The organism is Micromonospora haikouensis (genome assembly GCF_000876225.1).
Classification (GTDB): Bacteria; Actinomycetota; Actinomycetes; order Mycobacteriales; family Micromonosporaceae; genus Micromonospora; species Micromonospora haikouensis.
Genome location: NZ_JXSX01000002.1, coordinates 813,742 through 840,205 on the forward strand (window position 1 = coordinate 813,742; position 26,464 = coordinate 840,205).

The window sequence follows — 26,464 nt, forward strand, 5'->3', positions numbered from 1 at the left end:
GTACGCGCACTCTGGGTGGGGCTTGACCAGGGCACCATGATGGCCGGGTGGACACGAGTGGCTACCCCTGCCCGGCGTGCGGTGCCCCGGCCGACCTGAGCGTCGGCTGCCGGCGCTGCGGGCGGGCCCCCGACCCGACCGCGGCCGAGGTGATCCGGCTCGACCGGGAGATCGTCGTGCTCTCCGGGCGGGCGGAGCAGGCCCGGCGGGCGTACCTCGAACTGGTCGAGGCGGTGCGGTCGGCGCAGGTCCGCCGGGCGGACCTGGCGGCCCGGGTCCGGGCGGCGACCCCGGTCGGTGCCCCGCGCCCGGCCGGGCCGGTTCCCGCCCCGCCGCCCCTCGTCGCGCCGGCTCCCGTGCCGGCGGCCGGGCAGCAGGTGCGGCCGTCCGGCCCGGCGCTGCCGGTGCCCGGCCAACAGACGCAGCCGCCGGGTCCGGCCGTGCGGCTGCCCGGCCCGGCGCTGCCCGCGCCGGTCGGGGCGGTGCCGTCCGCGCCGGTCGGGGCGGTGCCGGCGCAGGTCGGCGGGGCGGAGACCTCCACCCGCACGGTGCAGGGGCTGCTCTTCGTGCTCGGCGGCCTGCTGCTGGGCACGGCGGCGGTGGTCTTCACGGCGGTCGCCTGGGCCACGGTGGGCGTCGCCGGCCGGGCGTTGATCCTGCTCGCGTTCACCGCGCTCGCCCTGGCCGTCCCGCCGGTCGCGGCGCGGCGCGGGCTGCGCGGCACGGCGGAGACGTTCGCCGCCGTGGGGCTGCTGCTGGTGGTGCTCGACGGGTACGCCGCCTGGTCGGTGGACCTGTTCGGGGTGGCCGGCTGGCCCGGTGCCCGCTACGCCGCGCTGGTCGGGGGGGTCAGCGCGGCGCTGGCGGCGGGCTACGGCCGGCTGACCCGGCTGACGGTGCCGTGGTTCGCGGCGTTGTTCACCGTGCAGCCGGTGCTGCCGCTGCTGGCCGGCCCGGCCCACCCGTCGGCCGCCGGCTGGACGGTGGTGTTCGTCGGCGTCGCGGCGCTGAACCTCGTCGTGGTCGCCGCCCTGCGCGACCGGGGCCCGGCCCTGGCCCCGGTCCCGCCGGGGTCGCCGGCCCCGCCAGCAGCGCCGCTCGGGGGAGCGCCGCTCGGGGGAGCGCCGCTCGGGGGAGCGCCGGCCGGGGGAGCGCCGGCCGGGGGAGCGCCGGCCGGGGCGGGGGCCGCCGGGGGGTCGGCCCCCGCCGCCGGCCGGGTGCTGGCCTGGCTCGGCTACGGCGGCGCGCTCCTCGTCGCGGCCGGCTGCGCGCTGGTGCCGCTCGCCGTGGGCCGGGCCGCCGGGTCGCCGCTGCTGGCCGGCGGGCCCCTGCTCATGGTCAGCCTGGCCCTGCTCGGCGCGGCGCTGGTCGCCGGCGGCCGGTTGTTCCGCGCCGCCGCGGCCGGGGCGCTGGTCCCGGTGCTCGGCCTCGCGCTGCTGCGCCCGGTGGCGGAGCTGCGCTCCGGACTGCTGACGCTGGCCACGGCGCTCGTCGCGCTGGCGCTGGCCGGGGCGGTCCGGGCGCTGCCCCGCCGGGTCGGCACCGGGCCGAGGGCCGGTGCCCTGGTGGTCGCCGCCGGGGCGGCGCAGGTCGGCGCGCTGCTCGCCGTGCTGCTCGGCGCGGTCGCGGTGGGTCGGGTGCTGCCGCCCTGGTCGGGTGTCGGCCCGGGTCCGCACCTGCCCTGGGGGTGGCAGGTGCCGGTGGCCGTGGCGCTGGCGGCGGTCGCCCTGGCGGCGCTGCTGCCCCGGGTGGCCTGGCCGGTGATCGGGGTGGTCGCGGTCGCGTTCGCCACCCTCGGGGTGTCGGGCGTCGGGCCGCTGCCGTGGCCGGCGGTGCCGGCCGCCGGCCTGGTCGTCGGCGCGGGGCTGCTGCTGTTCGCCGTCACCCGGGCCCGGCCCTGGTGGGGCGTGCTGGCGGCGGCGGTCGCCGGTGCGGCGCTGGTCGGGCACGCGCTCCTGGTCGGCCTGGCCTACCCGGCCGGGGAGGCGGCGCTGCTCGGCGCGGTCGTCCCGCTCGGGCTGGCCGTCGCCGCCCTGGGCCGGCGGGCCGGCGGCGTCCGGCGGGGCGTCGCGGGGGCCGCCCTGGCCGCCGCGCTGCTGGCGGTGCCGGCGACGGTCACCGTCGCGCTCTTCGCCGCCGCGGTGCCGCCCTGGTGGCAGGCACGGGCCGCCCTCGCCGCCGTCGGGCTGCCGCTGGTCGCGCTGGTCGCCGTCCGCCGCCGGTGGCCCGAGCTGACCGGGTACGCCTCCGTCGCCTTCGCCGCCGGGTCCGCGCTGGTGGCGCTGGCTCCCCTGGCCGTACGGGTCGACGAGCCGGTGGCGCTCTACGCCGCGGTGGTGGTCCTGCTGACCGTGCTCGCCGGGCCGGGCACCCGGCCGACGGGAGCGCCGCTGGTCAGCGGCCTCGGCCTGCTCGCGGTGGCGCTGTTCGCCGCCGCCGGGGTGCTCGCGCGGGTGCTCGTCGCCCCGTACGGGGAGGTGGCCGCGCCGTGGTCCGGCGCGCCCACCGGCGGCCCGGTCCCGGGGGCCACCCCGGCCGGCGTGGCCCTGCTCGTGCTGACCCTGGCCGCCGCGCTGGCGGGCCGCACGCCCGGCCCGGGGCGTTCTGCGACTCCGGTCGGCGGGGAGGACGGCTTCCCGCCCGGGGCGGGGCTGCCCACGTCGTCCGGCGGGCAGCCGCCCCGGGCGGCGGGGTTCGCCGACGCGGCGCTGTCCGCGCTGCCGTTCGCCGCGGCGGCGCTGCCGGTGCTGCTCGCCGCCGCCGGCACGCCGTGGCCGGTGGTGCCGGCGGTGCTGCTGGCGACCGGGGTGGCCGCCCTGCTGGCCGCCGCCCTGGCCCGGCCCCGGCCGCTGCTCGTCGCGGTCACCGTGCCGGTGGGGCTGGTGGCCACCGTGACCGGGCTGGGCGGGCTGCTCGCCACCCGGGCCGGCACCCTCGCCGGCCTCGGGGCGCTGGTGGTGGCCGGCGTGGTGGCCGCCGTCGCGGGCCGGACGGGCGCGGCCCGGCTGGCCGCCGCCCTGACGGCGGTCGGGTCGGCGACCGGGTTCGCGGTCACCGCCGCGCTGGCGGCGAGCCTGCCGCTGCGTACGGCCTCCTTCGCCGTGCTGGCGGTGGCGGTGCTGGCCCTGGCCGCCGCCGCCCTCCCGTCCGGCGTCGACCCGATCCGGGGCCGGGTGCTCGACGTGGCCGCCCAGGCGGTGGCCCTGCTGGCGGTGCTGCTGGCCGCCGGGTCACCCCGGTACGCCGCCGCGGTCTGCGTGCTCTGGGGGGCCGCCGTGGGGCTGCGGCTGCTGCGCCGGGGCGAGCCGGTCGGGTGGCGTTGGGCGTTCGCGGGCGTCGCCGGGGGCAGCGAGCTGCTCGGCGCGTGGCTGCTGCTGATCGCGGGCGGGGTGGTGCTGCTGGAGGCGTACACCCTGCCGGCGGCGGGCCTGGCCCTGGCCGCGGGCGCGGTGGCCCTGCGCACCCGGCCGGGCCTGAACAGTTGGCTCGCGCTCGGGCCGGGGCTGGTCGCCGCGCTGCTGCCCAGCGGGGTGTCGGTGCTCTTCGCGCCCGACCCGCAGCCCTGGCGGCGGCTGCTGCTCGGGGCCGGCGCGCTGGCCGTGGTGCTGGCCGGCGCGGCCCGCCGCTGGCAGGCCCCGGTGCTGCTGGGCGGGGTCACCCTCGTCCTGCTCGCGCTGCACGAGCTGGCCCGCGGCTGGGACCTGCTGCCCCGGTGGATCTTCCTCGCGGTCGGCGGGTTGGCGCTGATCGGCCTGGCCGCGACGTACGAGCGACGCCGCCGCGACCTGGCCCGGTTCCGGGCGGCGGTGGGACGGATGAGCTGACGGTGGGGTCGGCGGGAACGAGTGACGGGGTGGGGTCGTGGGGCTGACGGGCCGACCGGGCGGGGCTGGTGGGGCCGTTGGGTCCGCCCGTGCCGGCCCGCGCCCGGGGTAGGGCAAACCCCACCTGGGAAGCTGGTGCTGCCCGGGTTACCCAGAGCTACTGTTGCCGCGAGACTCGACATCAGGGCACGCCGTCCGGCGTGGCCCGGGTGCCGAGATGCGGGGAGCTCAGATGGTGCTTGCAGCGACAGCGGACCCGCCAGCCCGACGGGGCAGCGATTTCGCACAACTTTCCCGCAGGATCAGCGGGGCGGGCCTGCTCGACCGTCGGCCCGCCGGGTACGCCGTCCGGATCGCCCTGACCCTGGCGGCCTTCGTGGCCGGCTGGGTGGCGGTGCCGCTGGTCGGCGACTCCTGGTGGCAACTGCTGGTGGCGGCCGGCCTGGCCGTGGCCACCACCCAGGTGGCGTTCCTCGGGCACGACGCCGGCCACCGGCAGATGTTCCGCCGCCGCGCGGCGAGCGAGGCGGCCGGGCTGCTCGCCGGCAACCTGGCCGTCGGGCTCAGCTACGGCTGGTGGGTCGACAAGCACAACCGGCACCACGCCAATCCCAACCACCACGACGAGGACCCGGACGTCGGGGCCGGGGCGCTGGTCTGGTCGTACGAGCAGGCCGCCGCGACCCGGGGGATCGGGCGGCGGCTGGCCCGGCGGCAGGCGTGGCTGTTCTTCCCGATGCTGCTGCTGGAGGGGCTGGCCCTGCACGTGGCGAGCGTGCGGGCGCTGCTCGGGCGCACCCCCGACGGCCGGTACGCCACGCCGATGCGGCACCGGGCCGTCGAGGGGCTGCTGCTCGCACTGCACGCGGCCGGCTACCTCGGCCTGCTGTTCGCGGTGCTGTCGCCGGGGAAGGCGCTGGCCTTCATCGCCGTGCACCAGGGACTGTGGGGGCTCTACATGGGGTGCGCGTTCGCCCCGAACCACAAGGGCATGCCGATGCCGACGGCCGACGAGGACCTCGACTTCCTGCGCAAGCAGGTGCTCACCTCGCGCAACGTGCGGGGCGGCTGGTTCGTCGACGTCGCGCTGGGCGGGCTCAACTACCAGATCGAGCACCACCTGTTCCCGAACATGCCCCGGGGCAACCTGCGCCGGGCTCGGCCGATCGTGCGGGCGTACTGCGCCGAGCACGGGGTGCCGTACGTCGAGACCGGGCTGGTCGAGTCGTACCGGCAGGCGCTGGCCCACCTGCACGAGGTGGGCCGCCCGCTGCGGGGCTGAGCGGGACGCGGGCCGGGGCCGGGGCCGGGGCCGGGCCGGGCCGGGACAGCACGCCCGTCCCGGCCCGGTGGGCAGGCGCTGGTCAGGTGCCGGCCCCGGTCAGCCCCGTCGGCGCCTCGACGACCTGGCTGGCCGGTGGCCGGGACACGGACACGGGCGTGCCCCAGTCGGAGTAGATGACGCTCATCGGTCCGAGCAGCGGGCTGACCACCGTGGTGTCGACCCCGAGCTTCTTCAACCGGCCCTGCTCGTCCACGGTGGCGGTGAACGGCACGGCCTTGGCCTTGTCGCTCAGGTCCGCCAGGGTCTTGCTGTTGGCCATGCTCTTCGAGTAGTCGAGGGTGCCCACGAAGGTGCCCGGACCGATGCGCCGCACCTCGACCACGGCGTCGAGCATCTTCCTGACGCCCACCGGGTCGTCGGCGGGCATCAGCCCGAGCTGCCCGCCCGAGCCGAGGTTGCGGGTGTCCAGGTGCAGCCACTTCCCGGACCCGCCGGTCGCGGCGCCGAGCTGGCCGCCCATCTTGACGTACGCGTCCCGGCCGATCATCAGGACGCGGGTCTCGCCGGCCGTGCCCAGCTCCATCGTCATGTCCATGGCCGGCACCTTCGGGTCGGACAGCCCGGTCCCGCGCAACCCCGTCGAGCTGACGTGGATCCGCATGCTCTCCTCGTTGAGCCTGCGCACGGCGGCCCGCAGCTCGTCGGCCGGATCCGCGGTGGTCGCGCCCGCCGGGGCCGCGCTCGCGGCGTCGCCGTTCGCAGCCGGGGCGTCGGTCGTGGCCGGGTTGCCGCAACCGGTCACCGCGAGGCCGAGGACGGCGACGTACGCGACCCCCGTGGTCGCCAGCCGTCGGAGTTTCGTCAACACGCGCTCCTCGCCAGGTTGAGGTGGGCCGGCCGGGCGTCACTGCCTCCCGCCGGCCCGAGTCGGCGCTCAGCCTAGCGGCCGGCACCGACCGGCGGGCGTCGATGCCGGCGCACGTCGGACCGGCCCGTCGGTCCCCTGGCGGTAGGGTCTGGCCATGGCAGACGTGCTCACCGCCGAGGCGGTGCGAGACGGGCTGGGCGGCCTGGCCGGCTGGACGGGTGATCCCACCGGGATCAGCCGCACCGCCGAGCTGGGGAGCTTCCCGGCGGCCGTCGCGGTGGTCGACCGGGTCGCCGAGGTGGCCGAGGAGCTCGACCACCACCCCGACATCGACATCCGGTGGCGGACCCTCACCTTCCGCTGCGTCACCCACTCGGCCGGCGGGGTCACCCACCGGGACCTGGAGCTGGCGCGGCGCATCGACGACATTCTCCGGAGTGCCCGATGAGATTCGAGATCAGCAAGGTGCTCGACGCCATCGAGGGGCGGGTCTGCACCGACCCGTCGCTGGCGCGGGCCGTCCTCGACCTGGCCGAGGTGATCCGCTACCAGGACCTCGACGGCGGCCGGCCGGCGAACCTGCTCCGGCTCGGCATGGTGATCGACGCGCTCGCCCGCGACCTGGAGGAGGACAGCGTCCCGGTGTACGCGATCGTGCACCGGGCCCTGCTCTCCGACGCCGACCTCACCTCCAACGAGCGGATGGTGGTGCGCCGCTGGGCCGACGACGGCCTGGTGGAGGTGCTCGACCACCCAGGCGACCGGATGCTGGAGGTCGCCGACCTGCTGGGGTTGCCGGTGCTCAGCCGGGCCCGCTTCGACGGCCTGCGCGGCCGGTTCCCCTGGACCGTCGAGCAGCCCGGCCGGGTGCTCGCCCCGGTGCCCGGCGCGGGCGGGCCGGTGTTCATCGCCCACGTCGGCGGCGGCAACGTACCGGTCGCCGGCACCCGCTCGGCGACGGGGGAGAAGCTGCTCGCCCGGCAGTGGCGCTGCCCCGAGCCGGGCTGCGCGCTGTTCGGCGGCGGCGGGGGTGGCGGCGCGTTCGCCGACCTGGCCCGGGTCGAGCGGGCCCCGGCCGGGCAGCCGCCGCCCTCCCTGCGCGGCGGCGTGCCGACCTGCCCCCGGCACGGCGCGCGGCTCGGCGACGCCGGGCCCCGGCCCCGCACGGAGGTGCTGGCCGTACGCATCGGCGGGCTGATCCGCCGCCGGTTCGTGCTCACCGAGGAGCAGCCGGTGCTGGTCGGGCGCGCGCCGGAGCAGCAGGGCGGGATCGTGCTCGGCCAGTGGCTCAACGACGAGGCGCGCCGCTGGATCAGCCGCGGCCACGTCCGCTTCGAGCTTCGCGTCGGCGAGGTGATCGTCACCGACGTGAGCACCAACGGGTCGGGGATCCGCCCCGGCGGCTCGATGACGGAGGCGGACCGGATCGCGCTCAAGCCGCAGCAGTCGCGGGTGTTGTCCGCCGGGGACATGGTCGAGCTGTATCCGGGGGTGCAGGTCGGCCGCGCCGACGAGCTGCCCTCGGGCGCGCCGTTCACCCCGACCTCGGTGATGGCCGAGGCCCCGACGATGGCGATGCGCCTGCCCCGGCCCTGAGCCGGGTGCGTCGGCGGGCGCCGGGCCGTGGCCCGACGCCCGCCGACGTCGTACGGTCAGTCGGCCAGCACGGCGGCGAGCTGGGCGACCGCGTGGTCGATCTCCTCGGCGGTGATGACCAGCGGCGGGGCGAGCCGGATCGTGGAGCCGTGGGTGTCCTTGGCCAGCACGCCACGGGCCATCAGCCGCTCGCACGCCTGCCGGCCGGTCATCAGCGCCGGGTCGATGTCGAGGCCGGCCCAGAGCCCCCGGCCCCGCACGGCGACGAGGCCCCGGCCGACGAGGCCGCGCAGCCCGGCGTGCAGCCGCTCGCCCAGCTCCGCCGACTGGCGCTGGAACTCGCCGGTGGCCAGCAGCCGGACGACCTCGGTGGCCACCGCGCAGGCCAGCGGGTTGCCGCCGAACGTCGAGCCGTGCTGGCCGGGCTGGAGCACCCCGAGCACGTCGGCGTTCGCGGCGACCGCGGAGACGGGCACGATGCCGCCGCCCAGCGCCTTGCCCAGCAGGTACATGTCGGGCACGACGTCCTCGTGGTCGCAGGCGAACGTCGCCCCGGTGCGACCCAGGCCGGACTGGATCTCGTCGGCGACGAACAGCACGTTGCGCTCGGTGCAGACCCGCCGTACGCCCGGCAGGTAGCCGGCTGGCGGCACCACGACGCCCTGCTCGCCCTGGATCGGCTCCAGCAGCACAGCCACGGTGTCGTCGTCGATCGCCGCCTCCAGCGCCGCCAGGTCGCCGTAGGGGACCACGGTGAAGCCCGGCGTGTACGGCCCGAAGTCGGCGCGCGCGTCCTCATCCGTGGAGAAGCTCACGATGGTGGTGGTACGCCCGTGGAAGTTGCCCTCGGCCACCACGATGTTCGCCTGCCCGGCCGGGACGCCCTTGACCCGGTAGCCCCACTTGCGGGCCACCTTGATCCCAGTCTCGACGGCCTCCGCGCCGGTGTTCATCGGCAGGACCATGTCCTTGCCGCACAGCTCGGCCAGCTCCCGGCAGAAGTCGGCGAACTGGTCGTGGATGAACGCCCGGCTGGTGAGGGTCAGCCGGTCGAGCTGCGCGTGCGCGGCGGCGATCAGCCGGGGGTGCCGGTGACCGAAGTTGAGCGCCGAGTATCCGGCGAGGCAGTCCAGGTAGCGCCGCCCGTCGACGTCGGTGAGCCAGGCGCCCTCGGCGGAGCTGACCACCACCGGCAGCGGGTGGTAGTTGTGCGCGGTGTGGCGCTCGGCGTCCCGGACCGCCCCCGGCGTCCGCAGCATGTCTTCCACGATCACTTGCTCGCCTTTCCCTGACGGAGTCGCAACGTGCAGCACTTCGGTCCGCCGCCGGCCTTGCGCAGCTCGGACAGGTCCACCCCGATGGTCTCGTAGCCTCGGTCGCGCAGTTGCGCGGCCAGGCCGGTGGCCTGCTCGGGCAGCACCACGTGCCGGCCGTCGCTGACGGCGTTGAGGCCGAGCACCTCGGCGTCGGCGGCGGTGGCGTGGACGGCGTCGGGGAAGAGGCGGCGCAGCGCGGCCCGGCTGCCGGGCGAGAACGCCTCCGGCAGGTACGCCACGGTGCGCTCGTCGAGCACGGTGAGCGCGGTGTCCAGGTGGTAGAAGCGGGGGTCGACCAGCTGGAGGGTGATCACCGGGTAGCCGAAGACCTCCTGGAGCTGGGCGTGCGAGGCGTGCGCCGTGCGGAACCCGGTGCCGGCGAGCAGCACGTCCCCGGCGAGCAGGACGTCGCCTTCGCCCTCGTTGACGTGCTTCGGGTCGTGCAGCTCGAAGCCGGCGGCGGCGAACCAGGCCCGGTAGGCGGGGGCCTCGTCGGCGCGCTGCGGGTCGCGGAACTGCACGGACATCGCGTGGCCGTCGATCACGGTGCCGCCGTTGGCGGCGAAGACCATGTCGGGCAGGCCGGGGACGGGCACGATCTCCTCGACGGTGTGGCCCAGCTCGCGGTAGACCTGCCGGAGCCGCTCCCACTGCCGCACGGCCAGCCCGGCGTCGACGGGGGCGGTGGGGTCCATCCAGGGGTTGATCGCGTAGTCGACGGCGAAGTACGTCGGCCGGCACATCAGAAAGCGCTGGCTGGTGGCGTCCATCGTCACTGTCCTGCTCCCATGGGTCGGGCGCGCCCGGCCACCTTCGGCCCACGGGCTGGCGCCGTTGCCCAACGGTATGCGGGCGCAGCGACGACATCCACCGCCGGAAGTTGCGTCGCCCGACGATTCGTTGCGTCTCGGACGCCAACAGCGGCGATCCGTTGCGCCTACGCTGGCCCCGCCCTGTCGCCACCCCGCCACCCGCCCCGCCCCGTCCCGCCCCGGCGGGGCGAGCCCGCCCGAACGTGGACACTTCGCGTTCGCTCCCGACAACAGCTGTCCAAGATCGCCGCAGGGCGAGCGGGAGCGGAGCGAGCGGGGTCTAGGGGGTGGGTGGGGTCGTGCCTGCTACGCCCAGGTGCACGTGGTGGTGGCGGGGCGCGTCGATCTCGTCGAGCAGGGCGAGGGCGAGGTCCGGGTAGGTGATGCGGCTGCCGGCGTCCGCCGTGGCGAACCGGTAGCCCCCGGCGGGCTGGCCGGTGTGGTCGAAGTCCCCGGCCGGGCTGAGCACCAGCCAGTCCGGAGCGCCCTCCGCCCGGCGCAGCGCCTCGTTGCCGGCACCGTGCCCCAGGCAGAACGCCCGGTACTCCTGCGGGTAGCCGGGGGTGTCCAGCAGCAGGGCCCCGGCCTCGGTGGGCAGGACGGCGGCCAGCCCCACGACCACCAGCCGGCCCACCCCGGCCCGCCCCAGCCCGGACGCGAGCGCGCGGGCGGCGGCCGGGAAGAACACGTCGGCCGGCACGCCCAGGTCGGCGGCGGCGTGCACCGCCGCGTCGTGTCCGGCCGCCAGTTCGGCGACCCGCCCCGCGTCGGTGACGTCACCGGAGGCGACCCGGACGCCCCGCTCGGCCGCCAGGGCGGGGTGGCGGGCCGGGTCCCGCACGACGGCGGTCACCTCGTGACCACGCGCCCGTGCCTCGGCCACCACGGCCCGGCCGGCCCGGCCACCGGCCCCGAAGACGACGATCCCACTCATCGACGTACCCCCTCGCTCCGGTCGCCCCGCCGGCGACCTCGCAGCGACGCTAGCCGGGGGGCCGGTTACCGCCCGGATACCGATTACGGTGAGTGTCATGGCGACGCCACTGGACCCGGAGATGTTCGACCCGCTCTGCCCGTCGGACCTGTCGCCGTTCCGGTTCGGCGACAAGTGGGGCGGCATGGTGATCCGCTGCCTGGAGGGCGGCCCCCGACGCTTCTCCGAGCTGCGGGTGCCCCTGCGCGGGGTCAGCGCCAAGGCCCTCACCGCCTCGCTGCGCCGGCTGGAGGCCAGCGGCCTGGTGCGCCGCTCGGAGCAGCCCGGCCCGCCGCGCCGGGTCGAGTACGCCCTCACCGCGCTCGGCCGCAGCATGCTCGGCCCGATCGAGGCCGTCTGCGCGTGGAACCGCGAGCACTGGGACGAGCTTCTCGACGCCCGGGAGGGCGTCGCCCACCCGGACTGAGGCGGGGACCGGGGGGCGGGGCCCGCCCTGGGGGTGCCACCCGGACATGCTCGCCGGACATGCTTCGGGGGCGGCGAATCGCCGCCCCCGAAAAGGGTGTGCCCGGCCGGTGAACCACCGGAGAAGTCGGGCTGCCGGCGAGTCGCCGGGTCGCACAGTCCCGGTGCACCACCGGGTCCCACAGTCCCGGCGCACCGCCGGGGTCGAGCATCCCCGGTGCACCACCGGGTCGATCAGGGCCGGCGCATCGCCGGGTCGAACTGTGCCGGCGCACCGCCGGCGAGGTCCAATGTGCCCGTCAGAGGCGATCGACAAACTGTGAGTCGAGCCACTCGCGCAGCCGCTGCACCCAGTCGCCGTCCGTGGTGGGCCAGACGAACTGCCCGGTCATCGCCAGCACCCCGAGCACCACGGCGGCCACGCCGAAGGCCATGCCCAGCAGCGCGTCCGTCTTGCCCGCGATGTGCCGGCGGCGGGTGGCGAGCAGGCCGAACACCGACAGCACCGCCCCCAGCGCGCCGACCGCGATGCCGTACCCGGCGAGGGTGCCGGTCAGCACGGCGGCCAGCCCGGCGACGCCAACGACCAGGCCGAGGGTGGCGAGCAGGCTGGCCCTCGGCTTCGGCCCGGCCACCACCGGCACCGGCTCCCGCCGGGCCTCGCCCTCGGCATCGGTCCGGTCGGCCGGCAGGGGCCGCTCGGCGGTGCGGTCGCGCTCGGTGGTGCGCTCCGTCGCCTGGCCGGCTGTGGGGGCTGTCGGCAGCGAGCGGGAGGCACTGCGTTCCCGGTCGGCGGCTCGCTCCGGGTCCGGGGAGTCCACCGTGGGCGCGGCGGTGGTCGGGCGGCGCAGCTCGCCGTCCGGGGTGCGGGCGGTGGCCGCGCGGGCGGTGGCGGCCCGGGCCAGGGCCCCCCGCTCGGCGGCCCGTCGCTCCACGTCGGAGGCCCGCTCGCCGTCGGTGGCGGTCGCGCTGCTGCGGTACGTCGTCTGCTCCCCGCCCCGGTCGGTGACCACCGGCTGCCCGTCGGGGCGGCCGTCGGTGCCGGACGCGACAACTCCGTCGCGCTCGTCGACCCGGCCGTCGCCGTTGCTGTCGTACGTCGTCGCCGGCTCGTTCCGGCGGGACAACAGCGAAGGAATCTTCACCTCATCACCTCCTGATGAACGCGTGGAGACCTCGGAAGCGCCGGTGGCAGCCACGCGGTAACGCCACCGAGGTACCCAGCCGCCGATCCGGCGACACCCGGTTCACCCGATCGGGGCGCGCGGCCCCCGCCGAGTCCGCCGTGGCGCCAAGATCTTGGTGAGAAATGGCCCCTCTGGGGGCCGAAACTTACCAAGATCTGCTTCGGCTGCGTGTGCGTGGGTGCAGGTGGTCAGCGGCGGCCTGCCGCGCGTCCGACCGGCATGTCGGCAAGGCGGTGACCTTGGCCCGGCCTCGGGGCGGCAGCCGGCCGTATCGGCCTGCGCGGGGTTGGTGCAGGGCACTGCGGCCTCAGCCCGGCCGGCTGGACGAAGATCGACCGACGAGCGCCCCCTGTACGTGCAGCTCGCCGACCTGATCGCCAAGCGCATCGAGTCGGGGGAGTTGCAGCCGCTCAAGCCGCTGCCGAGCGAGCTCCGGCTTCAGCAGGAGTACGGCGTGGCACGAGGCACGGTCCGTGCCGCGATCGCTCTGCTGCGCGAGCGCGGGCTGGTCATGACCATGCCGCAGCGCGGGACGTACGTCACCGAGGGCCGCTGACCCCACTGCTGACTATGCTGGCGGCCGTGCCAGAGGGACATACCATCCACCGCCTCGCCGCCCGGCACGCCGAGCTGTTCGCCGGGGCCGAGGTGCGGGCCACCAGCCCGCAGGGCCGCTTCGCCGACGGCGCGGCCCTGCTCTCCGGCACCGTCCTGGACGGCACCGAGGCGTACGGCAAGCACCTGCTGCACCACCACGCGAACGGGCTGACCCTGCACGTGCACCTCGGCCTGTACGGCAAGTTCGCCGACGGGTCGGGCGAGCCCCCGCCGCCCGTCGGTCAGGTGCGGCTGCGGCTGACCGGCGACGGTTCGCGTACGCGCTCCGGGCCGGCGGCGTCGGACGGCGGGCACTGGCTGGACCTGCGCGGCCCGAACGCCTGCGAGCTGCTCACCCCGCCCGAGGTGGCGGCGCTGCGCGACCGCCTCGGCCCCGACCCGCTGCGCGCCGACGCCGACCCGGCCCGCGCGTACGCCCGGATCTCCCGCAGCGCGACCCCGCTCGCGGCGCTGCTGCTCGACCAGTCGGTGGTGGCCGGCACCGGCCTGATCTTCGTCACGGAGGCGTTGTTCCGGGCGGGCCTGTCGCCGCTGCTGCCCGGCCGGGAGCTGACCCCGGCCCGGTGGCGGGAGCTGTGGGCGGACCTGGTGCACCTGATGGCCCAGGCCGTCGAGGCGGGCCGGATCGACACCGTGCGGGACGCCCACCTGCCGGAGGCCACCGGCCGCGCGCCCCGGGTGGACCGGCACGGCGGCGAGGTCTACGTCTACCGCCGCCCCGGCCAGCCGTGTCACGTCTGCGGCGACGAGGTGCGCCGGGGCGAGCTGGCGGGCCGCAACCTCTACTGGTGCCCCACCTGCCAGCCCGGCCGGCCCTGACCCGCCGCCGCTCAGGCGAGGTCGAGCAGCCAGCGGACGATCTCGGCGTGCTCGGTGAACACGACGTCATCGGTCATGCTCCAGGCCAGCGTGTGCCCGATCGCCCAGCCCAGCACCCGCTCGCGGTCCAGGCCCAGGTCGCCGGTCAGTTTGTCCAGCCGCCGCCGCACCGCCGCCGGGGAGTGGCCCAGCTCCTGGCCCCGGACGATCGCCACCACGCCGAACTCGCGCTCCCCGGCCAGCGGCTTCGGGTCGATCACCAGCCACGGCTCGCGGGTGGCCCGCAGGATGTTGCCGGCGTGCAGGTCCTGGTTGACCAGCACCTGCTCGCCCTGCGTGTCGACCAGCTCGGCGAGCCGGCCGAGCGCGGCGTCGAGCAGCCGGCGCTCGAACGGCCGGCCGAGCCGCTCCCAGCGCACCGGCAGCTGCTCCGACCAGCCCGCCGCCTCCTCGGCCAGCGGCGTGAACGGCGCGCCGACGGGTCGCCACAGCCGGGGCAGCAGCCCGGCGACGACGTCCAGCGCCTCGTCGAGCGTCACCTGCGGCGCTCCGTCCCGACCGACGGCGTGCAGCTGCGTGCCCGGGTCGCAGCGCTCCACCAGCAGCGCCCGCCGACCCGGGTCGTGGGCCAGCAGCCGGGCCGCCCCGTCGCCCGCCCAGCACGCCAGGGCCGTGGCCTCGTGCACGCTGTCGGCGTCGGGAAGCTGGAGCTTGAGCACCGCCCGGGTGCCGTCGGGCAGCTCGACCGGCCGCGCCAGGGAGGCGAACGCGTACGGAAACGGCGGGCCGGTGAGCCGCAGCCCCCACTGCTCGACGCAGTCGGCGAGCCGGCCCGGCAGCGCCGCCAGCCAGGCCCGGCCGAAAGGCGTCCGCCGCAACCAGCTCAGCCGCTCGGGGATCTCCAGCTCCGTCTCCATCGGACCATCCTGCCCCACCGCCGCTGCGCGCCGGGGACCGCTCAGCGCAGCCGGCGGATGTCGCCGTACGCCCGGTAGAAGCCGCCCCGGCCCGCCTCGCGGACCTCGGTGACCAGGTAGCGCGCGCCCGGCTCGCGGATGCCCTTGGGAAACTGCACCGACCAGTCCCGTCGGTAGCCGTCGGAGAGCACGTGGACGCGCAGCCGGCCGCCGTCGTCGACGCACTGCACCACCACGCCGCCCCGGTCGTCGGTGACCACCTCCACGGTGGTCCACGCCGCCGGCTCGGGCTGCCGGGCGGGGGCCTTGACGTCCACCACCTCCGGCACGGTGCCCGCCTCGGCGGCCCGGATCGCCGGCTCGCTGGCGTCGATGCAGGCCAGATAGCCGCTGGTCGTGACCACGTAGAGCCGGTCGTCGTGGAATTGCATCGAGTAGGCCGAGCCGCAGCCGGTGCCGAGCTTCCACAGCCGGTTGCCGGCCGCGTCGAAGCAGTAGATCGACGACTGGTTGTCGCCGGCGAAGACGTACCGGCCGTCCTCGGCGGTGGCGCACGAGAAGACCGGGGCGTCGCAGCGGTACGTCTGCTCGGCCCGCCCGTCCTTGCGCAGCCGCACCACCTCGCGGGTGCCGGTGCCGGCGAACACGGCGTCGCGCTCCTGCCAGCCGAACAGCACCGACCCGGTGCGGGTGTGCCACAGCTCCCGGCCGGTGCGCCAGTCGTAGCCGGTGACCCCCTGCGAGTGGCCGTGGTAGAGCGCGTCGGCGTCGCAGCGCACCATCCACGCCGCCCGGCCGCGCCCCGGTCGCCGCCACAGGAACTCGTCCTCGTGGTCGATCGCGGCGATGCCGCCGTCGGCGTCGGCGACGCCCAGCACCCCGTCGTGGATGTCCAGCCAGTAGATGTCGATGTCGGGGGCGATCGCGTACGCCACCCGGGGCACCTTGCCCGACAGGTCGTAGACGTTGCCGTCGTCGCAGCCCGCGTAGAGCCAGGCGTCGTCGGCGACGATGCACTTCACCCCGTCGGGCAGGCGGACCTGGTCGAGCACCCGGGCGTCGTGGTCGAGGGTGGTGATCACCCCGTGCTCGTTGCCGACCATGCAGTGCTGCCCGTCGACGAAGATGCCGAACGCGGGCGCGCCCGAGGCGTACCGCCACAGCACGGGGGCGGTGCGGGCCGTCGAGCGGGTGCTGACGATCTGCCGCCGCGACACGGGCCGCTTCTGGCGGACGCCGGGCACCGCCGGGGCGTACCCCTTGCGGACCTTCTCGCCGATCTTCTTCGCGGCGGCGGCGCGGGCGCGCGCGTTGTCCGGGTAGGTCGTGGTCTTCACCTGACCCTGGTCGCCGATCCGGCCGTAGCGCAGCGTCAGCGCGGTGTCGTCCACCACCACCTCGTAGAACTTGTGCGCGGCACCGTCCGCTTCGGACAGTTCGAGGTAGGTCGTCTCCTGCGACATGGTGATGCCTTTCGAGGGGGTGGGGCGCCGGACCCGGCACCACGGCTGCGCCCACACGCTAACCGCGCCCCCCGACACTTACACCTGGTGCAGGGCGTCGACCGCCTTGCGGGCCGCGATCAGCACCGGGTCCCACACCGGCGCGTACGGCGGGGCGTAGCCGAGGTCGAGGGCGGTCATCTCGTCCACCGTCATCTCGTTCCACAGCGCCACGGCCAGCGTGTCGATCCGCTTCGCCGCCTCGGACCAGCCGACGATCTGCGCCCCGAGCAGCCGCCCGCTGGACCGCTCGGCGATCAGCTTCACCGTCATCGTCCGCGCCCCCGGGTAGTAGCCGGCCCGGTTCGTCGACTCGGCCCGCACCGACACGAACTCGAACCCGCTGGCCGCGGCGTCCCGCTCGCGCAGGCCGGTGCGCCCCACCTCCAGCTCGCAGACCTTCGTCACGGCCGTGCCGATGACGCCGGGGAAGGTGGCGTACCCGCCGCCGAGGTTGATCCCCGCGACCCGGCCCTGCTTGTTGGCGTGGGTGCCCAGCGGCACGTGCACGGGCAGCCCGCTGACCCGGTGCAGGGTCTCCACGCAGTCGCCCGCCGCCCACACCCCCGGCACCCCGGGCACCCGCATCCGCCGGTCCACCCGGATCCCCCCGGAGAGGCCGATGGGCAGGCCGGCGGCCTCGGCGAGGGCGGTGTCGGGGCGTACCCCCAGGCCCAGGACCACGACGTCGGCCGGCAGCGGCCCGTCCGCGGTGACCACCGCGGACACCCGCCCGTCACGCTCGTCGAGCCCGGTCACCTCGACTCCGGTACGGATGTCGATGCCGATGCCGCGCATCGCGTCGGCGACCAGCGCCGCCATGTCGGGGTCGACGGTCGCCATCGGCTGGTCGGCCTGCTCGACGAGGGTGACCGACAGCCCGCGCTGGATCAGCGCCTCGGCCATCTCCACCCCGATGTAGCCGCCGCCCACCACCACCGCGCGGCGCGGCGCGGGCTCGGCGTCCAGCCACGCGCGCAGCGCCGAGGCGTCGTCGAGGGTCTGCACGCCGAAGACGCCCCGCACCTCGGGGTCGGCCCAGTCGGGCCGCTTCGGCACCGCCCCGGTGGCGTACACCAGCTCGTCGAAGGGCTCGCGGACCTCGCCGCCGCCGTCGAGGTCGCGGGCGACGACCTCCCGGCGGGCCAGGTCGATCGCGGTGACCTCGTGCCGCAGCCGGACGTCGATGTCGAAGTCGGCGCGGAAGGTCGCCGGGTCGCGGGCGATGAGCTGATCCCGCTCCGGGACCACCCCGCTGATCCAGTACGGGATGCCGCACGCCGAGTACGACGTGAAGTGCCCCCGCTCGAACGCCACGATCTCCAGGTCGGACCGGTCGCGGCGGCGGCGCGCCTGGGAGGCCGCCGCCATGCCGGCGGCGTCCCCGCCGACGACGATCAGCCGTTGCGCCACGACGACCATCCTGTCACGCCGCGCCCCGCCCCGGGCCGGTCCCGGCGGCGCGGGCGTTCGTCCCGGCCCGGTGCGGGAGCCCGGCCGCCACGCTCAGCCACGGGTCTGCCGGGCCACGTCCCGCACCACGTCGACCAGGCTCCCGGTGCGCGCGAAGACGGCCCGCTGCCGCGCCGCCCCGGTGCCGTGCCGGCGCAGCCCGCCCAGCAGGTCGGTCACCTCGGCCAGGTCGCCGTGCCGGTCCAGCGCGGGGGCGAGCCGCTCGACGAGGGAGTCCAGCAGCTCCCACGCGGGGCGCAGCTCGCCGTCGGTCAGGTCGACGCCCCGGCCCTCCAGGCCGTCGTGGGCGGCCCGCCAGTGCGCGGCCACCAGCAGGTGGTGGTCGGTGCGGATGGGCGGCCGGCCCTCGGCGATGTCGGTCATCGCGGTCGCCACCAGGGCCCGGACCAGGGCGGCGACCAGCACCGCGTCGTCCACCGAGGGGCAGACGTCGCCGATGCGCAGCTCCACCGTCGGATACTTCGCCGACAGCCGGGCATACCAGTAGAGCATCCCCTCGTCGAGCATCACCCCGCTGGCGATGAGCTGCCGGATCAGCCGCTCGTAGTGCTCGTGCGACTCCAGGTACGGCGTCGGCGCCACCGACGGCCAGCGTTCCCACTCCACCGAACGCCAGCTCGCGTAGCCGGTGTCCACCCCGGCGGAGAACGGGGAGTTCGCGGTGGCCGCGTGCAGGATCGGCAGCCAGGGCCGGACGTGGTTGAGCACCTGCACACCGGTCTCCGCGTCCGGCACCCCGACGTGCACGTGCATGCCGTTGTTGCCGGGCCCCGGCACCAGCAGCCGGAACCGCTCGATCATCCGGTCGAAGCGGGGCTTGTCGACCACCGGCGGGACGGGGCCCTCGACCGGGCCCGTGCCGATCGCCAGCACCCGTACGCCGGCGCGCTCGGCGGCGTCGGCCAGCGCCCGGCGCAGCACCCCGAGGGAGTGCCGGATCGACGACAGCTCCAGCCCCGGCGGGCTGCCGATCTCGATCTGGCTGGTCTGGAACTCCCGCTCCACCTGCCCGCGCAGCTCCGCCGGCACCTGCTCCATGACCAGGTCGACGGCCGGCACGGCGGTGCCGGTGTGCGGGTCGACGAGCAGGAACTCCTCCTCCACGCCGACGGTGAGCAGGTCGGTCCCGCCCTGGGCGGCGTCCCGTTCCCGCTCGGCCACTGACCCGCTCATCGCACTCACCGTCCGTTCCGTGCCGGTCGCGGTACCGCGCCGCGACGTCGACGGCGCATTACCCACCGTGTCGGCGCGGGGAAACGCCCCACCCGCGTGTCGGGTCGGGCGTTTCCTTCGCCGGGGGACGGTGGACGGCGTCTCCTACCCTGGCCGGCGTGACGGGGCTGCTGCTGGCGGTGACAGGGGCGTGGGCGTACGCGCTCACCCACCTGACCCTGCTCGCGGACCGCCCCGCCGAGCTGCTCGCCGGGGCGGCCGTCGCCGCCGTCGTGCTGCTCACCGTGCTGCTCGCCGGGCGGCCCTCCGCGGCGGCCGGCCCGCCGAGGCGGGGCGTCGGCCGGGGCGTGGGCCTGCGCGAACGCGCCCGCCGCCGGGGCGTGCCCCGGCAGGTCGACCCGGACGCCGCCGGTCGTCCCCGCCCCCGCGCACCGGGCCCGGCCCCCTCGGCCGGGTAGCGCCCCCGGACGCGTCCGCCCCCGCCCGCCCGCCGGGTGGACGGGGGGCGGCAGCCCGTCGTCGCCGTGCGCCACCCGGCCGGTTCCGTCGTCGTCCGTCCCGCCGCGCCCGTTCCCGGGCCGGCCGGACACCACCGGAAACCGGACCGAGGGGTCATCCATGCTCGCCTTCGCACCACTGCACGCCGCCGTCGGCGTCGCCGCCGACACCGTCACCTGGCTCGCCGGCACGCTGCACCCGCTGACCGGCGGGGCCGCCACGGCCGCCGCCATCGTCCTGTTCACGATCGCCGTCCGCCTGCTGGTCTCACCGCTCACCCTGGCCCAGGTCCGTGGGGAGCGGCGCCGCGCGGCCCTCGCCCCGCAGGTCCGCGACCTGCAACGCCGGTACGCCGACGACCCCGCCCGCCTGCAGAGCGAGCTGTTCGGGTTGTACCGGTCGGCCGGGGCGAGCCCCGTCGCGGGCTGCCTGCCGGCGTTGCTCCAGGCCCCGTTCTTCCTGGTGATGTACCGGCTGTTCAGCACCGGCGAGGGCAGCACGGGCGGCGGGACCGGCGACGCCGGCGCCGGGCTGTTGGCCGAGCGGCTGGCCGGGGTGCCGCTGGGCTGGCACCTCTCCGACGGGCTGGCCGGTGCGGCGGGCCCGCTGTTCGGGGCGTTGCTGGCGGCGCTGGTGGCGCTGGCCTGGTGGTCGTCGCGGCGGGCCCGGCGCGCGGCGGCGGCCGGCACCACCATGACCGGGGGCACGGGCACGGCCGGCGGCGGCACCCCGACCGACGGGGCGGTGCCGGCCGTGCTCGGCCGGGTGCTGCCGCTGCTGCCGTACCTGACCGTGGTGGCGGCGCTGGTGGTGCCGCTGGCGGCGGTGCTCTACCTGGTCACCACGACGGCGTGGACGGCCCTCGAACAGGCGGTGCTGCGTCGCCCGCAGGTTTCCGCCGGCCAGCCCCTGGACAGAAACAGTTAACAGTCCTAATAATAAGCGCCAACGTTGACGGATATGAATTCCGTCCGGGCGTGGAGGGCTGCATGAGGCGTACCCGAACACTGATTCTGACCCTGGTTACCGCGTGCGCGGCGACCGTCGGGGCGGCCTGGGTGGCCCTGCCGGCGTTCGCCGCCGGGGCCACCGCGACCTTCGTCAAGACCGCCGACTGGGGCACCGGCTGGGAGGGCAAGTACACGATCACCAACGGCGGGGCCAGCACCCTCTCCGGCTGGGCGGTCACCTTCGACCTGCCGGCGGGCACCACCCTCGGCAGCTACTGGGACGCGCTGCTGACCTCCTCCGGCCAGCGGCACACCTTCACCAACCGGTCCTGGAACGGCACCCTCGCCCCCGGGGCGAGCACCTCGTTCGGCTTCCTCGCCACCGGTTCCGGCAGCCCGGCCAACTGCCAGCTCGACGGCGCCCCCTGCGGCGGCGGCCCCACCCCGACCCCGACCGGCACCACCCCGCCGGCCACCACCGCGCCCCCGACGACCCCGCCGGCCACCACCCCGCCGGCCACGACACCCCCGCCCACCACCGCCCCGCCCACCGGTGACCTGCCGAAGCACCTGCTCACCGGCTACTGGCACAACTTCGACAACCCGGCCGTCGAGCTGCGGCTGCGCGACGTACCCGCCGAGTACGACCTCGTCGCGGTCGCCTTCGCCGAGGCCACCGCCACCCCCGGGGCGGTCACCTTCGCCGTCGACCCCGGCCTGTCCGCCGCCCTCGGCGGCTACTCCGACGCCGAGTTCACCGCCGACGTGCAGGCGCTGCGCTCGCGCGGCAGGAAGGTGATCCTCTCCGTCGGCGGCGAGACCGGTCGGGTCGCCGTGAACGACGCCGCCTCGGCCACCGCGTTCGCCGACAGCACGTACGCGCTGCTGCGGCGGTACGGCTTCGACGGCGTCGACATCGACCTGGAGAACGGGCTCAACCCGACGTACATGGGCCAGGCGCTGCGCGCCCTGCGGGCCAAGGCCGGCCCGTCCCTGATCATCGCCATGGCGCCGCAGACCATCGACATGCAGTCGCCGGCCGCCGGCTACTTCAAGCTGGCCCTCGACATCCGGGACATCCTCACCGTCGTCAACACCCAGTTCTACAACTCGGGGGCGATGCTCGGCTGCGACCAGAACGCCGCCTACCCCCAGGGCAGCGTGAACTTCATCGTCGCGCTCGCCTGCATCCAGCTGGAGGCCGGGCTGCGCCCCGACCAGGTCGGCCTCGGCCTGCCCGCCGGGCCCGGCGCGGCCGGCGGCGGCATCGTCGCCCCGAGCGTCGTCAACGCCGCCCTCGACTGCCTGGCCAGGGGCACCAACTGCGGCAGCTTCCGCCCGCCGCGCACCTACCCGGGCATCCGGGGCGCGATGACCTGGTCGATCAACTGGGACGTCAGCAACGGCAACGGCTTCGCCCGCACCGTCAAGCCGCACCTGTCCACCCTGCCCTGACCTGCTGCCCCACCCCCACCCCCGGTCCCTGGAGGCCACCGTGAAACTGCGCGCCCCGACACTGCGTACCCCCCGCGCGGCGACGTTCGCCGCCGCGTTCGCCGCCGCCGTCGTCGCGGCCACCCTCGTGGCCCCGCCGGCCGCGTCGGCGGCCACCGCCGCGTTCGTCCGCACCGCGAGCTGGAGCAGCGGGTACGAGGCGAAGTTCACCGTCACCAACGACACCTCGGCGAGCATCGGCTCCTGGAACGTCCAGTTCGACCTGCCCGCCGGCACCACCCTCGGCTCCTTCTGGGACGCCACGATGACCACCTCCGGCCAGCACGTCACCGCCGTCAACGCGTCCTGGAACGGCACCCTCGCCCCGGGGGCGAGCACCTCGTTCGGCTTCGTCGTCGCCGGCACCGGCGACCCGACCAACTGCACCGTCAACGGCGGCTCCTGCACCGGTGGCGGCACCCCGTCCGGCCCGGCCACCCCGGGCGGGCTGCGGGTCACCGGCACCACCGCCTCGTCGGTGTCGCTGGCCTGGAACGCCGTCTCCGGCGTGACCGGCTACCGGGTGTACGAGGGCAGCACCCTCAAGGCCACCGTCACCGGCACCTCGGCGACGGTGGCCGGGCTGGCCACCTGCTCCGCGCACAGCTACACCGTCGCGGCGTACAACTCCTCGGGCGAGTCGGCGAAGTCGGCGGCCGCGTCCGCCACCACCTCCGGCTGCACGGGCGGGAACGGGCCGATGGCCGCCGCGCCGTACCTCTACCCGGGCTGGGGCGACCCGCCCGCACCGGCGACGGTGATGGGTGCGACCGGCGTCAAGTGGTTCACCATCGCGTTCGTCCTCTCCGGCGGCGGCTGCACCCCGGCGTGGGACGGCACGGGCCCGCTGACCGGCGGCGCGCACGCCGCCACCATCGCCGCGATCCGGGCGGCCGGCGGCGACGTCATCCCGTCCTTCGGCGGCTGGAGCGGCAACAAGCTGGGCCCGAACTGCTCCTCGGCCAGCGCGCTCGCCGGGGCGTACCAGCAGGTCATCAACGCGTACGGGCTCAAGGCCATCGACATCGACATCGAGAACAGCGACGAGTTCGAGAACGAGGCGGTGCAGGACCGCATCCTCGGCGCGCTGAAGATCGTGAAGCAGAACAACCCGGGGATCAAGACGATCGTCACGTTCGGCACCTCGACCACCGGCCCGTCGTACTACGGCACCCGGCTGATCAACCAGGCCGCCGCGCTCGGGGCGAACATCGACACGTTCACGATCATGCCGTTCGACTTCGGCGGCGGCGCGAACATGTACCAGAACACCGTCAACGCGTCCGAGGGGCTGAAGACCGCGCTGAAGAACGCGTTCGGCTGGTCCGACGCGACCGCGTATGCGCACATGGGCATCTCCGGCATGAACGGACTGTCCGACCAGCAGGAGCTGACCTCCCCGGCCACCTGGACGCAGATCCGCGACTGGGCGAAGGCCCGCGGCCTGTCCCGCTTCACCTTCTGGTCGGTCAACCGCGACCGGCCGTGCCCCGGCGGGGGAGTGGTCGCCAACTGCTCCGGCATCGCCCAGGACACCTGGGAGTTCACGAACATCACGGCCCGGTACTGAGCCGGGACGGCAACCGCGGACCCGCGCGCGGTCAGCGGCCGGCGGTCACCGACTGCCGGTCGCGCCGCGCGCGGCGGCGGCGCACCTTCTTCGCCGCCCAGCTCACGACCATCACCCCGAAGACGGCGAAGATCGCGTAGTTGAACCAGCTGCTGTAGCGGTCCACCTCTTCCCAGCGGGACCCGAGCGCGAAGCCGGCCCCCACGATCAGCGCGTTCCACACCCCGCTGCCCAGCGTGGTCAGCAGCACGAACTCGCCCAGCGGCATCCGGTTGGCCCCGGCCGGGACCGACACCAGGCTGCGGACCACCGGGACCACCCGGCCGATCAGCACCGCCCACCGGCCGTGCCGTTCGAACCAGCGGTCGGCCTTCTCCAGGTCGTCGCGGTCGACCAGCGGGATGTGGTCCAGCCACCGCTTCAGCCGCTCCTCGCCCAGGGCCGCGCCGAGCCAGTAGAGCACCAGCGCCCCGAGCAGCGAGCCGACCGTCGCGGCGACGACGATCAGCACCACGTTGAACTGCCCCTGCGAGGCGAGGTAGCCGGCCATGGCCAGCACGATCTCGCTCGGGATCGGCGGGATGATGCTCTCCAGGGCCACCAGCAGGGCCACCCCGACCGCGCCGAGCGCCCCGATGACGTCGGCCACCCACCCGGTCAGCCCGGTGAACTGCGACGGTTCGACGTCCTGGGCGAGGGCCATGGGTGTCCTTCCGTGGAGCCGCGGGGAGCGGACCTGGGTGGGCCGCCGGGGGGATCGGGAGGTGTTACCCAGTCTGCGGGCGATCACACCCCCCGGTGACCGGGCCCACCCGAGGGGCTCAGTGCAGGGCGGCGTCCGCCGGGCCCCGCCGCCAGCCGGTGAACGTCACGGCCAGTCCGCCCCGCGTCGGCGAGCAGCAGAACGGCCCGGCGGACGCCTCGGCGTCCGGCGCGAGCGGGGCCACCCGGACCAGCCGCCACGGCTCGTCGCCCGCGCGGGCCCGCACGGTCAGCGCGTCGCCGGCCCGGCTCACCCGCACGCTCACCGTCCGTCCCGACCACTGCGGCACCGGGGCCACCGACCAGTCGGAGACCTCCCGGGTGACCACCGCGCCGACCTGCTCCTCGCCGTCGCTGACCTCCACCCCGGCCTTGACCCAGGTGCGCTCGTCCACCCGGACCAGCACGCCCGCCTGGTCGAACTGCTCGGTGAAGTCGAGCCGGAAGTCGACCTCCACGGCGCTGCCGGCGGGCAGCGGGGCGAGCAGGGCCGGGCCGTCGTCGTGCACGAAGCCGTAGCTGGTGTGCCGCCAGAAGTCGCTGCCCGCGCCCGGCTCGACGACCAGCCCGCCGTCGGGCGTCGGCTCGGCCCGTACCGGCCGGTGCAGCCACTCGCCCTGCGCCCAGTCGACGTCGCGCAACCCCGTACCCGATCCGCTGCTCATGCCGGAAACGCTACCGCCCGCCCGACGCGGGCGGCGTTCGCGTTTGCCGGCGGGCCGAATCGGAGAAGGTACGCCGGCATGGGTGACAGGTGGTACTCCGAGGCCGTCGTCTACTGCCTCGACATCGACACGTACGCGGACTCCGACGGCGACGGGGTCGGCGACATCCGGGGCCTCATCGGCCGGCTGGACTACCTGGCCCGGCTCGGGGTGACCTGCCTGTGGCTGCACCCGATCCACCCGTCGCCCAACCGGGACGACGGCTACGACGTCACCGACTTCTACAACGTGGACCCGCGCTTCGGCACCCTCGGCGACTTCGCGGAGCTGCTGCACCAGGCGCAGAACCGGGGCATCCGCGTCATCATCGACCTGGTGGTCAACCACACCTCCGACCAGCACCCGTGGTTTCAGTCCGCCCGGTCCTCGCCCGACTCGCCCTACCGCGACTGGTACGTCTGGGCCGACCACGAGCCCGCCGACCGGCACCAGGGCATGGTCTTCCCGGGCGAGCAGAACGAGACATGGACGTACGACCGGACGGCGAAGGCGTGGTACTACCACCGGTTCTACAAGTACCAACCGGACCTCAACTTCGCGAACCTGCAGGTGCGCGCCGAGGTCAAGAAGATCGTCTCGTTCTGGCTCCAGCTCGGCGTCTCCGGCTTCCGGATGGACGCCGTCCCGTTCATCATCGAGCTGACCGAGCCGGGCAACCCCGACTCCCCGAAGGACTTCGAGTTCCTCACCGAGCTGCGCCAGCACGTCCAGTGGCGGCGCGGCGACGCCGTCCTGCTCGCCGAGGCCAACGTGGAGCCCGACGAGCTGCCCACGTTCTTCGGCGACGGCAGCGGCTCCGGCAACCGGATCCACATGCTGTTCGACTTCATGCTCAACGGCCGGCTCATGCTCGCCCTGGCCCGGCGGGACCCGGAGCCGGTCATCGAGGCGCTGCGCGACACCCCGACGCTGCCCACCGGCGGCCAGTGGGCCACCTTCCTGCGCAACCACGACGAGATCGACCTGTCGCGGCTCACCGCCGCGCAGCGCGACCAGGTGTACGCCGAGTTCGGCCCCGAGGAGCACATGCGCATCTACGACCGGGGCATCCGCCGCCGGCTCGCCCCGATGCTCGGCAACGACCGCCGCCGCGTCGAGCTGGCGTACGCGCTCCAGTTCTCGCTGCGCGGCACGCCGGTGCTGCGCTACGGCGAGGAGATCGGCATGGGCGAGGACCTGTCGCTGCCGGGGCGGGAGGCGATCCGTACCCCGATGCAGTGGTCGTTCAAGCCGAACGCCGGCTTCTCCACGGCGGATCCGGAGAAGCTGGTCCGCCCCGTGATCGACTCGGGCGACTACTCGTACGAGAAGGTCAACGTGACCGCCCAGCGCGGTGACCCGCGCTCGCTGCTGTCGTGGTTCGAGCGGATGATCCGGACGCTGCGCGAGGCCCCGGAGATCGGCTCCGGGTCGACCACCCACATCGACGTGCCGATGCCGGCCGGGGTGCTGGCGCACCGGGCCGACGGCCCGACCGGGACGATGGTCTTCCTGCACAACCTCGGCACCGACGACGTGGAGGTCGACCTGGGCATGCTCGCCGCCGAGGCGGACCTGCCGCTGGACGTGCTCACCGACCGCAACTACGGCGAGGTGGGCAAGCTCGACTCGCTGAAGCTCGCCGGCTACGGCTACCGCTGGATCCGGCTCTGCCGCGGCGACACGTTCTGACCTCC

Annotated in this window: 23 protein-coding genes; 12 read left to right on the top strand and 11 right to left on the bottom strand. The window is 75.6% G+C overall.

Annotated features, from left to right (window positions below; genetic code table 11):
* The first annotated feature begins 47 nt into the window (after nt 1–47).
* Both TK50_RS20300 and TK50_RS20305 read left to right on the top strand, forming a co-directional pair.
* On the top strand, nt 48–3,824 hold the full coding sequence (locus TK50_RS20300; protein ID WP_043965952.1) for an SCO7613 C-terminal domain-containing membrane protein: 3,777 nt from the start codon (nt 48–50) through the stop codon (nt 3,822–3,824).
* Nucleotides 3,825–4,056: 232 nt separating this feature from the next.
* On the top strand, nt 4,057–5,106 hold the full coding sequence (locus tag TK50_RS20305) for a fatty acid desaturase family protein (protein ID WP_043965954.1): 1,050 nt from the start codon (nt 4,057–4,059) through the stop codon (nt 5,104–5,106).
* 82 nt (nt 5,107–5,188) lie between these two features.
* Here the strand turns inward: TK50_RS20305 and TK50_RS32315 are convergent, their stop codons facing one another.
* Complete coding sequence (locus TK50_RS32315) at nt 5,189–5,974, bottom strand: hypothetical protein (RefSeq protein WP_144420339.1); 786 nt, start codon at nt 5,972–5,974, stop codon at nt 5,189–5,191.
* 157 nt (nt 5,975–6,131) lie between these two features.
* Between TK50_RS32315 and TK50_RS20315 the strand changes: the two genes are divergently transcribed.
* Nucleotides 6,132–6,425, top strand: coding sequence for a 4a-hydroxytetrahydrobiopterin dehydratase (locus TK50_RS20315; protein WP_043965956.1), 294 nt, complete (start codon nt 6,132–6,134; stop codon nt 6,423–6,425).
* The gene (locus tag TK50_RS20320) at nt 6,422–7,573 is read left to right on the top strand and encodes an FHA domain-containing protein (RefSeq protein WP_043965959.1); all 1,152 of its coding nucleotides are present in this window, start codon (nt 6,422–6,424) and stop codon (nt 7,571–7,573) included. The genes TK50_RS20315 and TK50_RS20320 overlap by 4 nt, the downstream gene beginning before the upstream one ends.
* A 56-nt stretch (nt 7,574–7,629) precedes the next feature.
* Here the strand turns inward: TK50_RS20320 and rocD are convergent, their stop codons facing one another.
* From rocD to TK50_RS20335, 3 genes are all read right to left on the bottom strand, one after another.
* Nucleotides 7,630–8,844, bottom strand: a complete 1,215-nt coding sequence (rocD, locus tag TK50_RS20325) for an ornithine--oxo-acid transaminase (RefSeq protein WP_199486115.1) — start codon at nt 8,842–8,844, stop codon at nt 7,630–7,632.
* Nucleotides 8,844–9,659, bottom strand: a complete 816-nt coding sequence (gene ddaH / locus TK50_RS20330) for a dimethylargininase (RefSeq protein WP_199486104.1) — start codon at nt 9,657–9,659, stop codon at nt 8,844–8,846. Before ddaH ends, rocD begins: the two co-directional genes overlap by 1 nt.
* A gap of 322 nt (nt 9,660–9,981) precedes the next feature.
* Complete coding sequence (locus TK50_RS20335; protein WP_043965964.1) at nt 9,982–10,635, bottom strand: NAD(P)-dependent oxidoreductase; 654 nt, start codon at nt 10,633–10,635, stop codon at nt 9,982–9,984.
* Nucleotides 10,636–10,732: 97 nt separating this feature from the next.
* Here TK50_RS20335 and TK50_RS20340 point away from each other — a divergent pair, with 97 nt between their 5' ends.
* Nucleotides 10,733–11,101, top strand: a complete 369-nt coding sequence (locus TK50_RS20340) for a winged helix-turn-helix transcriptional regulator (protein ID WP_043965966.1) — start codon at nt 10,733–10,735, stop codon at nt 11,099–11,101.
* A gap of 298 nt (nt 11,102–11,399) precedes the next feature.
* Here the strand turns inward: TK50_RS20340 and TK50_RS20345 are convergent, their stop codons facing one another.
* A complete protein-coding gene (locus TK50_RS20345; RefSeq protein ID WP_241774057.1) occupies nt 11,400–12,245 on the bottom strand; it encodes a DUF4383 domain-containing protein in 846 nt (281 codons plus the stop codon).
* Nucleotides 12,246–12,642: 397 nt separating this feature from the next.
* On the opposite strand from TK50_RS20345, the gene TK50_RS20350 reads away from it, so the two are divergent.
* Nucleotides 12,643–12,843, top strand: coding sequence for a GntR family transcriptional regulator (locus TK50_RS20350; RefSeq protein WP_229404617.1), 201 nt, complete (start codon nt 12,643–12,645; stop codon nt 12,841–12,843).
* 26 nt (nt 12,844–12,869) lie between these two features.
* Nucleotides 12,870–13,724: an Fpg/Nei family DNA glycosylase gene (locus TK50_RS20355; protein WP_043966589.1), complete on the top strand. Its 855-nt coding sequence runs from the start codon at nt 12,870–12,872 to the stop codon at nt 13,722–13,724.
* A gap of 11 nt (nt 13,725–13,735) precedes the next feature.
* Here TK50_RS20355 and TK50_RS20360 read toward each other — a convergent pair whose 3' ends face one another.
* The 4 genes from TK50_RS20360 to TK50_RS20375 all read right to left on the bottom strand — a co-directional run bounded on the left by TK50_RS20360 (nt 13,736) and on the right by TK50_RS20375 (nt 18,798).
* On the bottom strand, nt 13,736–14,641 hold the full coding sequence (locus tag TK50_RS20360) for an aminoglycoside phosphotransferase family protein (RefSeq protein WP_043965968.1): 906 nt from the start codon (nt 14,639–14,641) through the stop codon (nt 13,736–13,738).
* Nucleotides 14,642–14,682: 41 nt separating this feature from the next.
* Nucleotides 14,683–16,104: a WGR domain-containing protein gene (locus tag TK50_RS20365; RefSeq protein ID WP_043965970.1), complete on the bottom strand. Its 1,422-nt coding sequence runs from the start codon at nt 16,102–16,104 to the stop codon at nt 14,683–14,685.
* Nucleotides 16,105–16,182: 78 nt separating this feature from the next.
* Nucleotides 16,183–17,556 (bottom strand): FAD-dependent oxidoreductase, encoded by a 1,374-nt coding sequence (locus TK50_RS20370; protein ID WP_043966590.1) that lies wholly within the window; start codon nt 17,554–17,556, stop codon nt 16,183–16,185.
* Nucleotides 17,557–17,649: 93 nt separating this feature from the next.
* Complete coding sequence (locus TK50_RS20375) at nt 17,650–18,798, bottom strand: carboxylate-amine ligase (RefSeq protein WP_144420340.1); 1,149 nt, start codon at nt 18,796–18,798, stop codon at nt 17,650–17,652.
* Between the two features lie 149 nt (nt 18,799–18,947).
* Here TK50_RS20375 and TK50_RS20380 point away from each other — a divergent pair, with 149 nt between their 5' ends.
* From TK50_RS20380 to TK50_RS20395, 4 genes are all read left to right on the top strand, one after another.
* Nucleotides 18,948–19,247, top strand: a complete 300-nt coding sequence (locus tag TK50_RS20380; RefSeq protein WP_241774058.1) for a DUF6412 domain-containing protein — start codon at nt 18,948–18,950, stop codon at nt 19,245–19,247.
* Between the two features lie 160 nt (nt 19,248–19,407).
* A complete protein-coding gene (locus TK50_RS20385) occupies nt 19,408–20,214 on the top strand; it encodes a YidC/Oxa1 family membrane protein insertase (RefSeq protein ID WP_043965974.1) in 807 nt (268 codons plus the stop codon).
* Between the two features lie 62 nt (nt 20,215–20,276).
* Nucleotides 20,277–21,692 (top strand): chitinase, encoded by a 1,416-nt coding sequence (locus tag TK50_RS20390; protein WP_043966592.1) that lies wholly within the window; start codon nt 20,277–20,279, stop codon nt 21,690–21,692.
* Nucleotides 21,693–21,732: 40 nt separating this feature from the next.
* On the top strand, nt 21,733–23,301 hold the full coding sequence (locus tag TK50_RS20395; RefSeq protein ID WP_043965976.1) for a cellulose binding domain-containing protein: 1,569 nt from the start codon (nt 21,733–21,735) through the stop codon (nt 23,299–23,301).
* Nucleotides 23,302–23,332: 31 nt separating this feature from the next.
* Here the strand turns inward: TK50_RS20395 and TK50_RS20400 are convergent, their stop codons facing one another.
* Nucleotides 23,333–24,004 carry a DedA family protein gene (locus TK50_RS20400; RefSeq protein WP_043965979.1) on the bottom strand — a complete coding sequence of 224 codons (672 nt, stop codon included), beginning with the start codon at nt 24,002–24,004 and terminating at the stop codon, nt 23,333–23,335.
* A 118-nt stretch (nt 24,005–24,122) separates the two neighbouring features.
* Nucleotides 24,123–24,728 carry a DUF1349 domain-containing protein gene (locus TK50_RS20405; RefSeq protein WP_043965981.1) on the bottom strand — a complete coding sequence of 202 codons (606 nt, stop codon included), beginning with the start codon at nt 24,726–24,728 and terminating at the stop codon, nt 24,123–24,125.
* A gap of 78 nt (nt 24,729–24,806) precedes the next feature.
* Here TK50_RS20405 and TK50_RS20410 point away from each other — a divergent pair, with 78 nt between their 5' ends.
* Nucleotides 24,807–26,459 (top strand): alpha-amylase family protein, encoded by a 1,653-nt coding sequence (locus TK50_RS20410; protein WP_043965983.1) that lies wholly within the window; start codon nt 24,807–24,809, stop codon nt 26,457–26,459.
* The last annotated feature ends 5 nt before the right edge of the window (nt 26,460–26,464 follow it).

What these genes read in the sequence shown, in the direction of transcription:
- TK50_RS20305 (WP_043965954.1), top strand. Translation starts at nt 4,057, where the DNA reads ATGGTGCTTGCAGCGACAGCGGACCCGCCAGCCCGACGGGGCAGCGAT.
- TK50_RS20315 (WP_043965956.1), top strand. Translation starts at nt 6,132, where the DNA reads ATGGCAGACGTGCTCACCGCCGAGGCGGTGCGAGACGGGCTGGGCGGC.
- TK50_RS20320 (WP_043965959.1), top strand. Translation starts at nt 6,422, where the DNA reads ATGAGATTCGAGATCAGCAAGGTGCTCGACGCCATCGAGGGGCGGGTC.
- ddaH (WP_199486104.1), bottom strand. Translation starts at nt 9,659, where the DNA reads ATGGACGCCACCAGCCAGCGCTTTCTGATGTGCCGGCCGACGTACTTC.
- TK50_RS20335 (WP_043965964.1), bottom strand. Translation starts at nt 10,635, where the DNA reads ATGAGTGGGATCGTCGTCTTCGGGGCCGGTGGCCGGGCCGGCCGGGCC.
- TK50_RS20340 (WP_043965966.1), top strand. Translation starts at nt 10,733, where the DNA reads ATGGCGACGCCACTGGACCCGGAGATGTTCGACCCGCTCTGCCCGTCG.
- TK50_RS20360 (WP_043965968.1), bottom strand. Translation starts at nt 14,641, where the DNA reads ATGGAGACGGAGCTGGAGATCCCCGAGCGGCTGAGCTGGTTGCGGCGG.
- TK50_RS20365 (WP_043965970.1), bottom strand. Translation starts at nt 16,104, where the DNA reads ATGTCGCAGGAGACGACCTACCTCGAACTGTCCGAAGCGGACGGTGCC.
- TK50_RS20385 (WP_043965974.1), top strand. Translation starts at nt 19,408, where the DNA reads ATGCTCGCCTTCGCACCACTGCACGCCGCCGTCGGCGTCGCCGCCGAC.
- TK50_RS20390 (WP_043966592.1), top strand. Translation starts at nt 20,277, where the DNA reads ATGAGGCGTACCCGAACACTGATTCTGACCCTGGTTACCGCGTGCGCG.
- TK50_RS20400 (WP_043965979.1), bottom strand. Translation starts at nt 24,004, where the DNA reads ATGGCCCTCGCCCAGGACGTCGAACCGTCGCAGTTCACCGGGCTGACC.
- TK50_RS20405 (WP_043965981.1), bottom strand. Translation starts at nt 24,728, where the DNA reads ATGAGCAGCGGATCGGGTACGGGGTTGCGCGACGTCGACTGGGCGCAG.
- TK50_RS20410 (WP_043965983.1), top strand. Translation starts at nt 24,807, where the DNA reads ATGGGTGACAGGTGGTACTCCGAGGCCGTCGTCTACTGCCTCGACATC.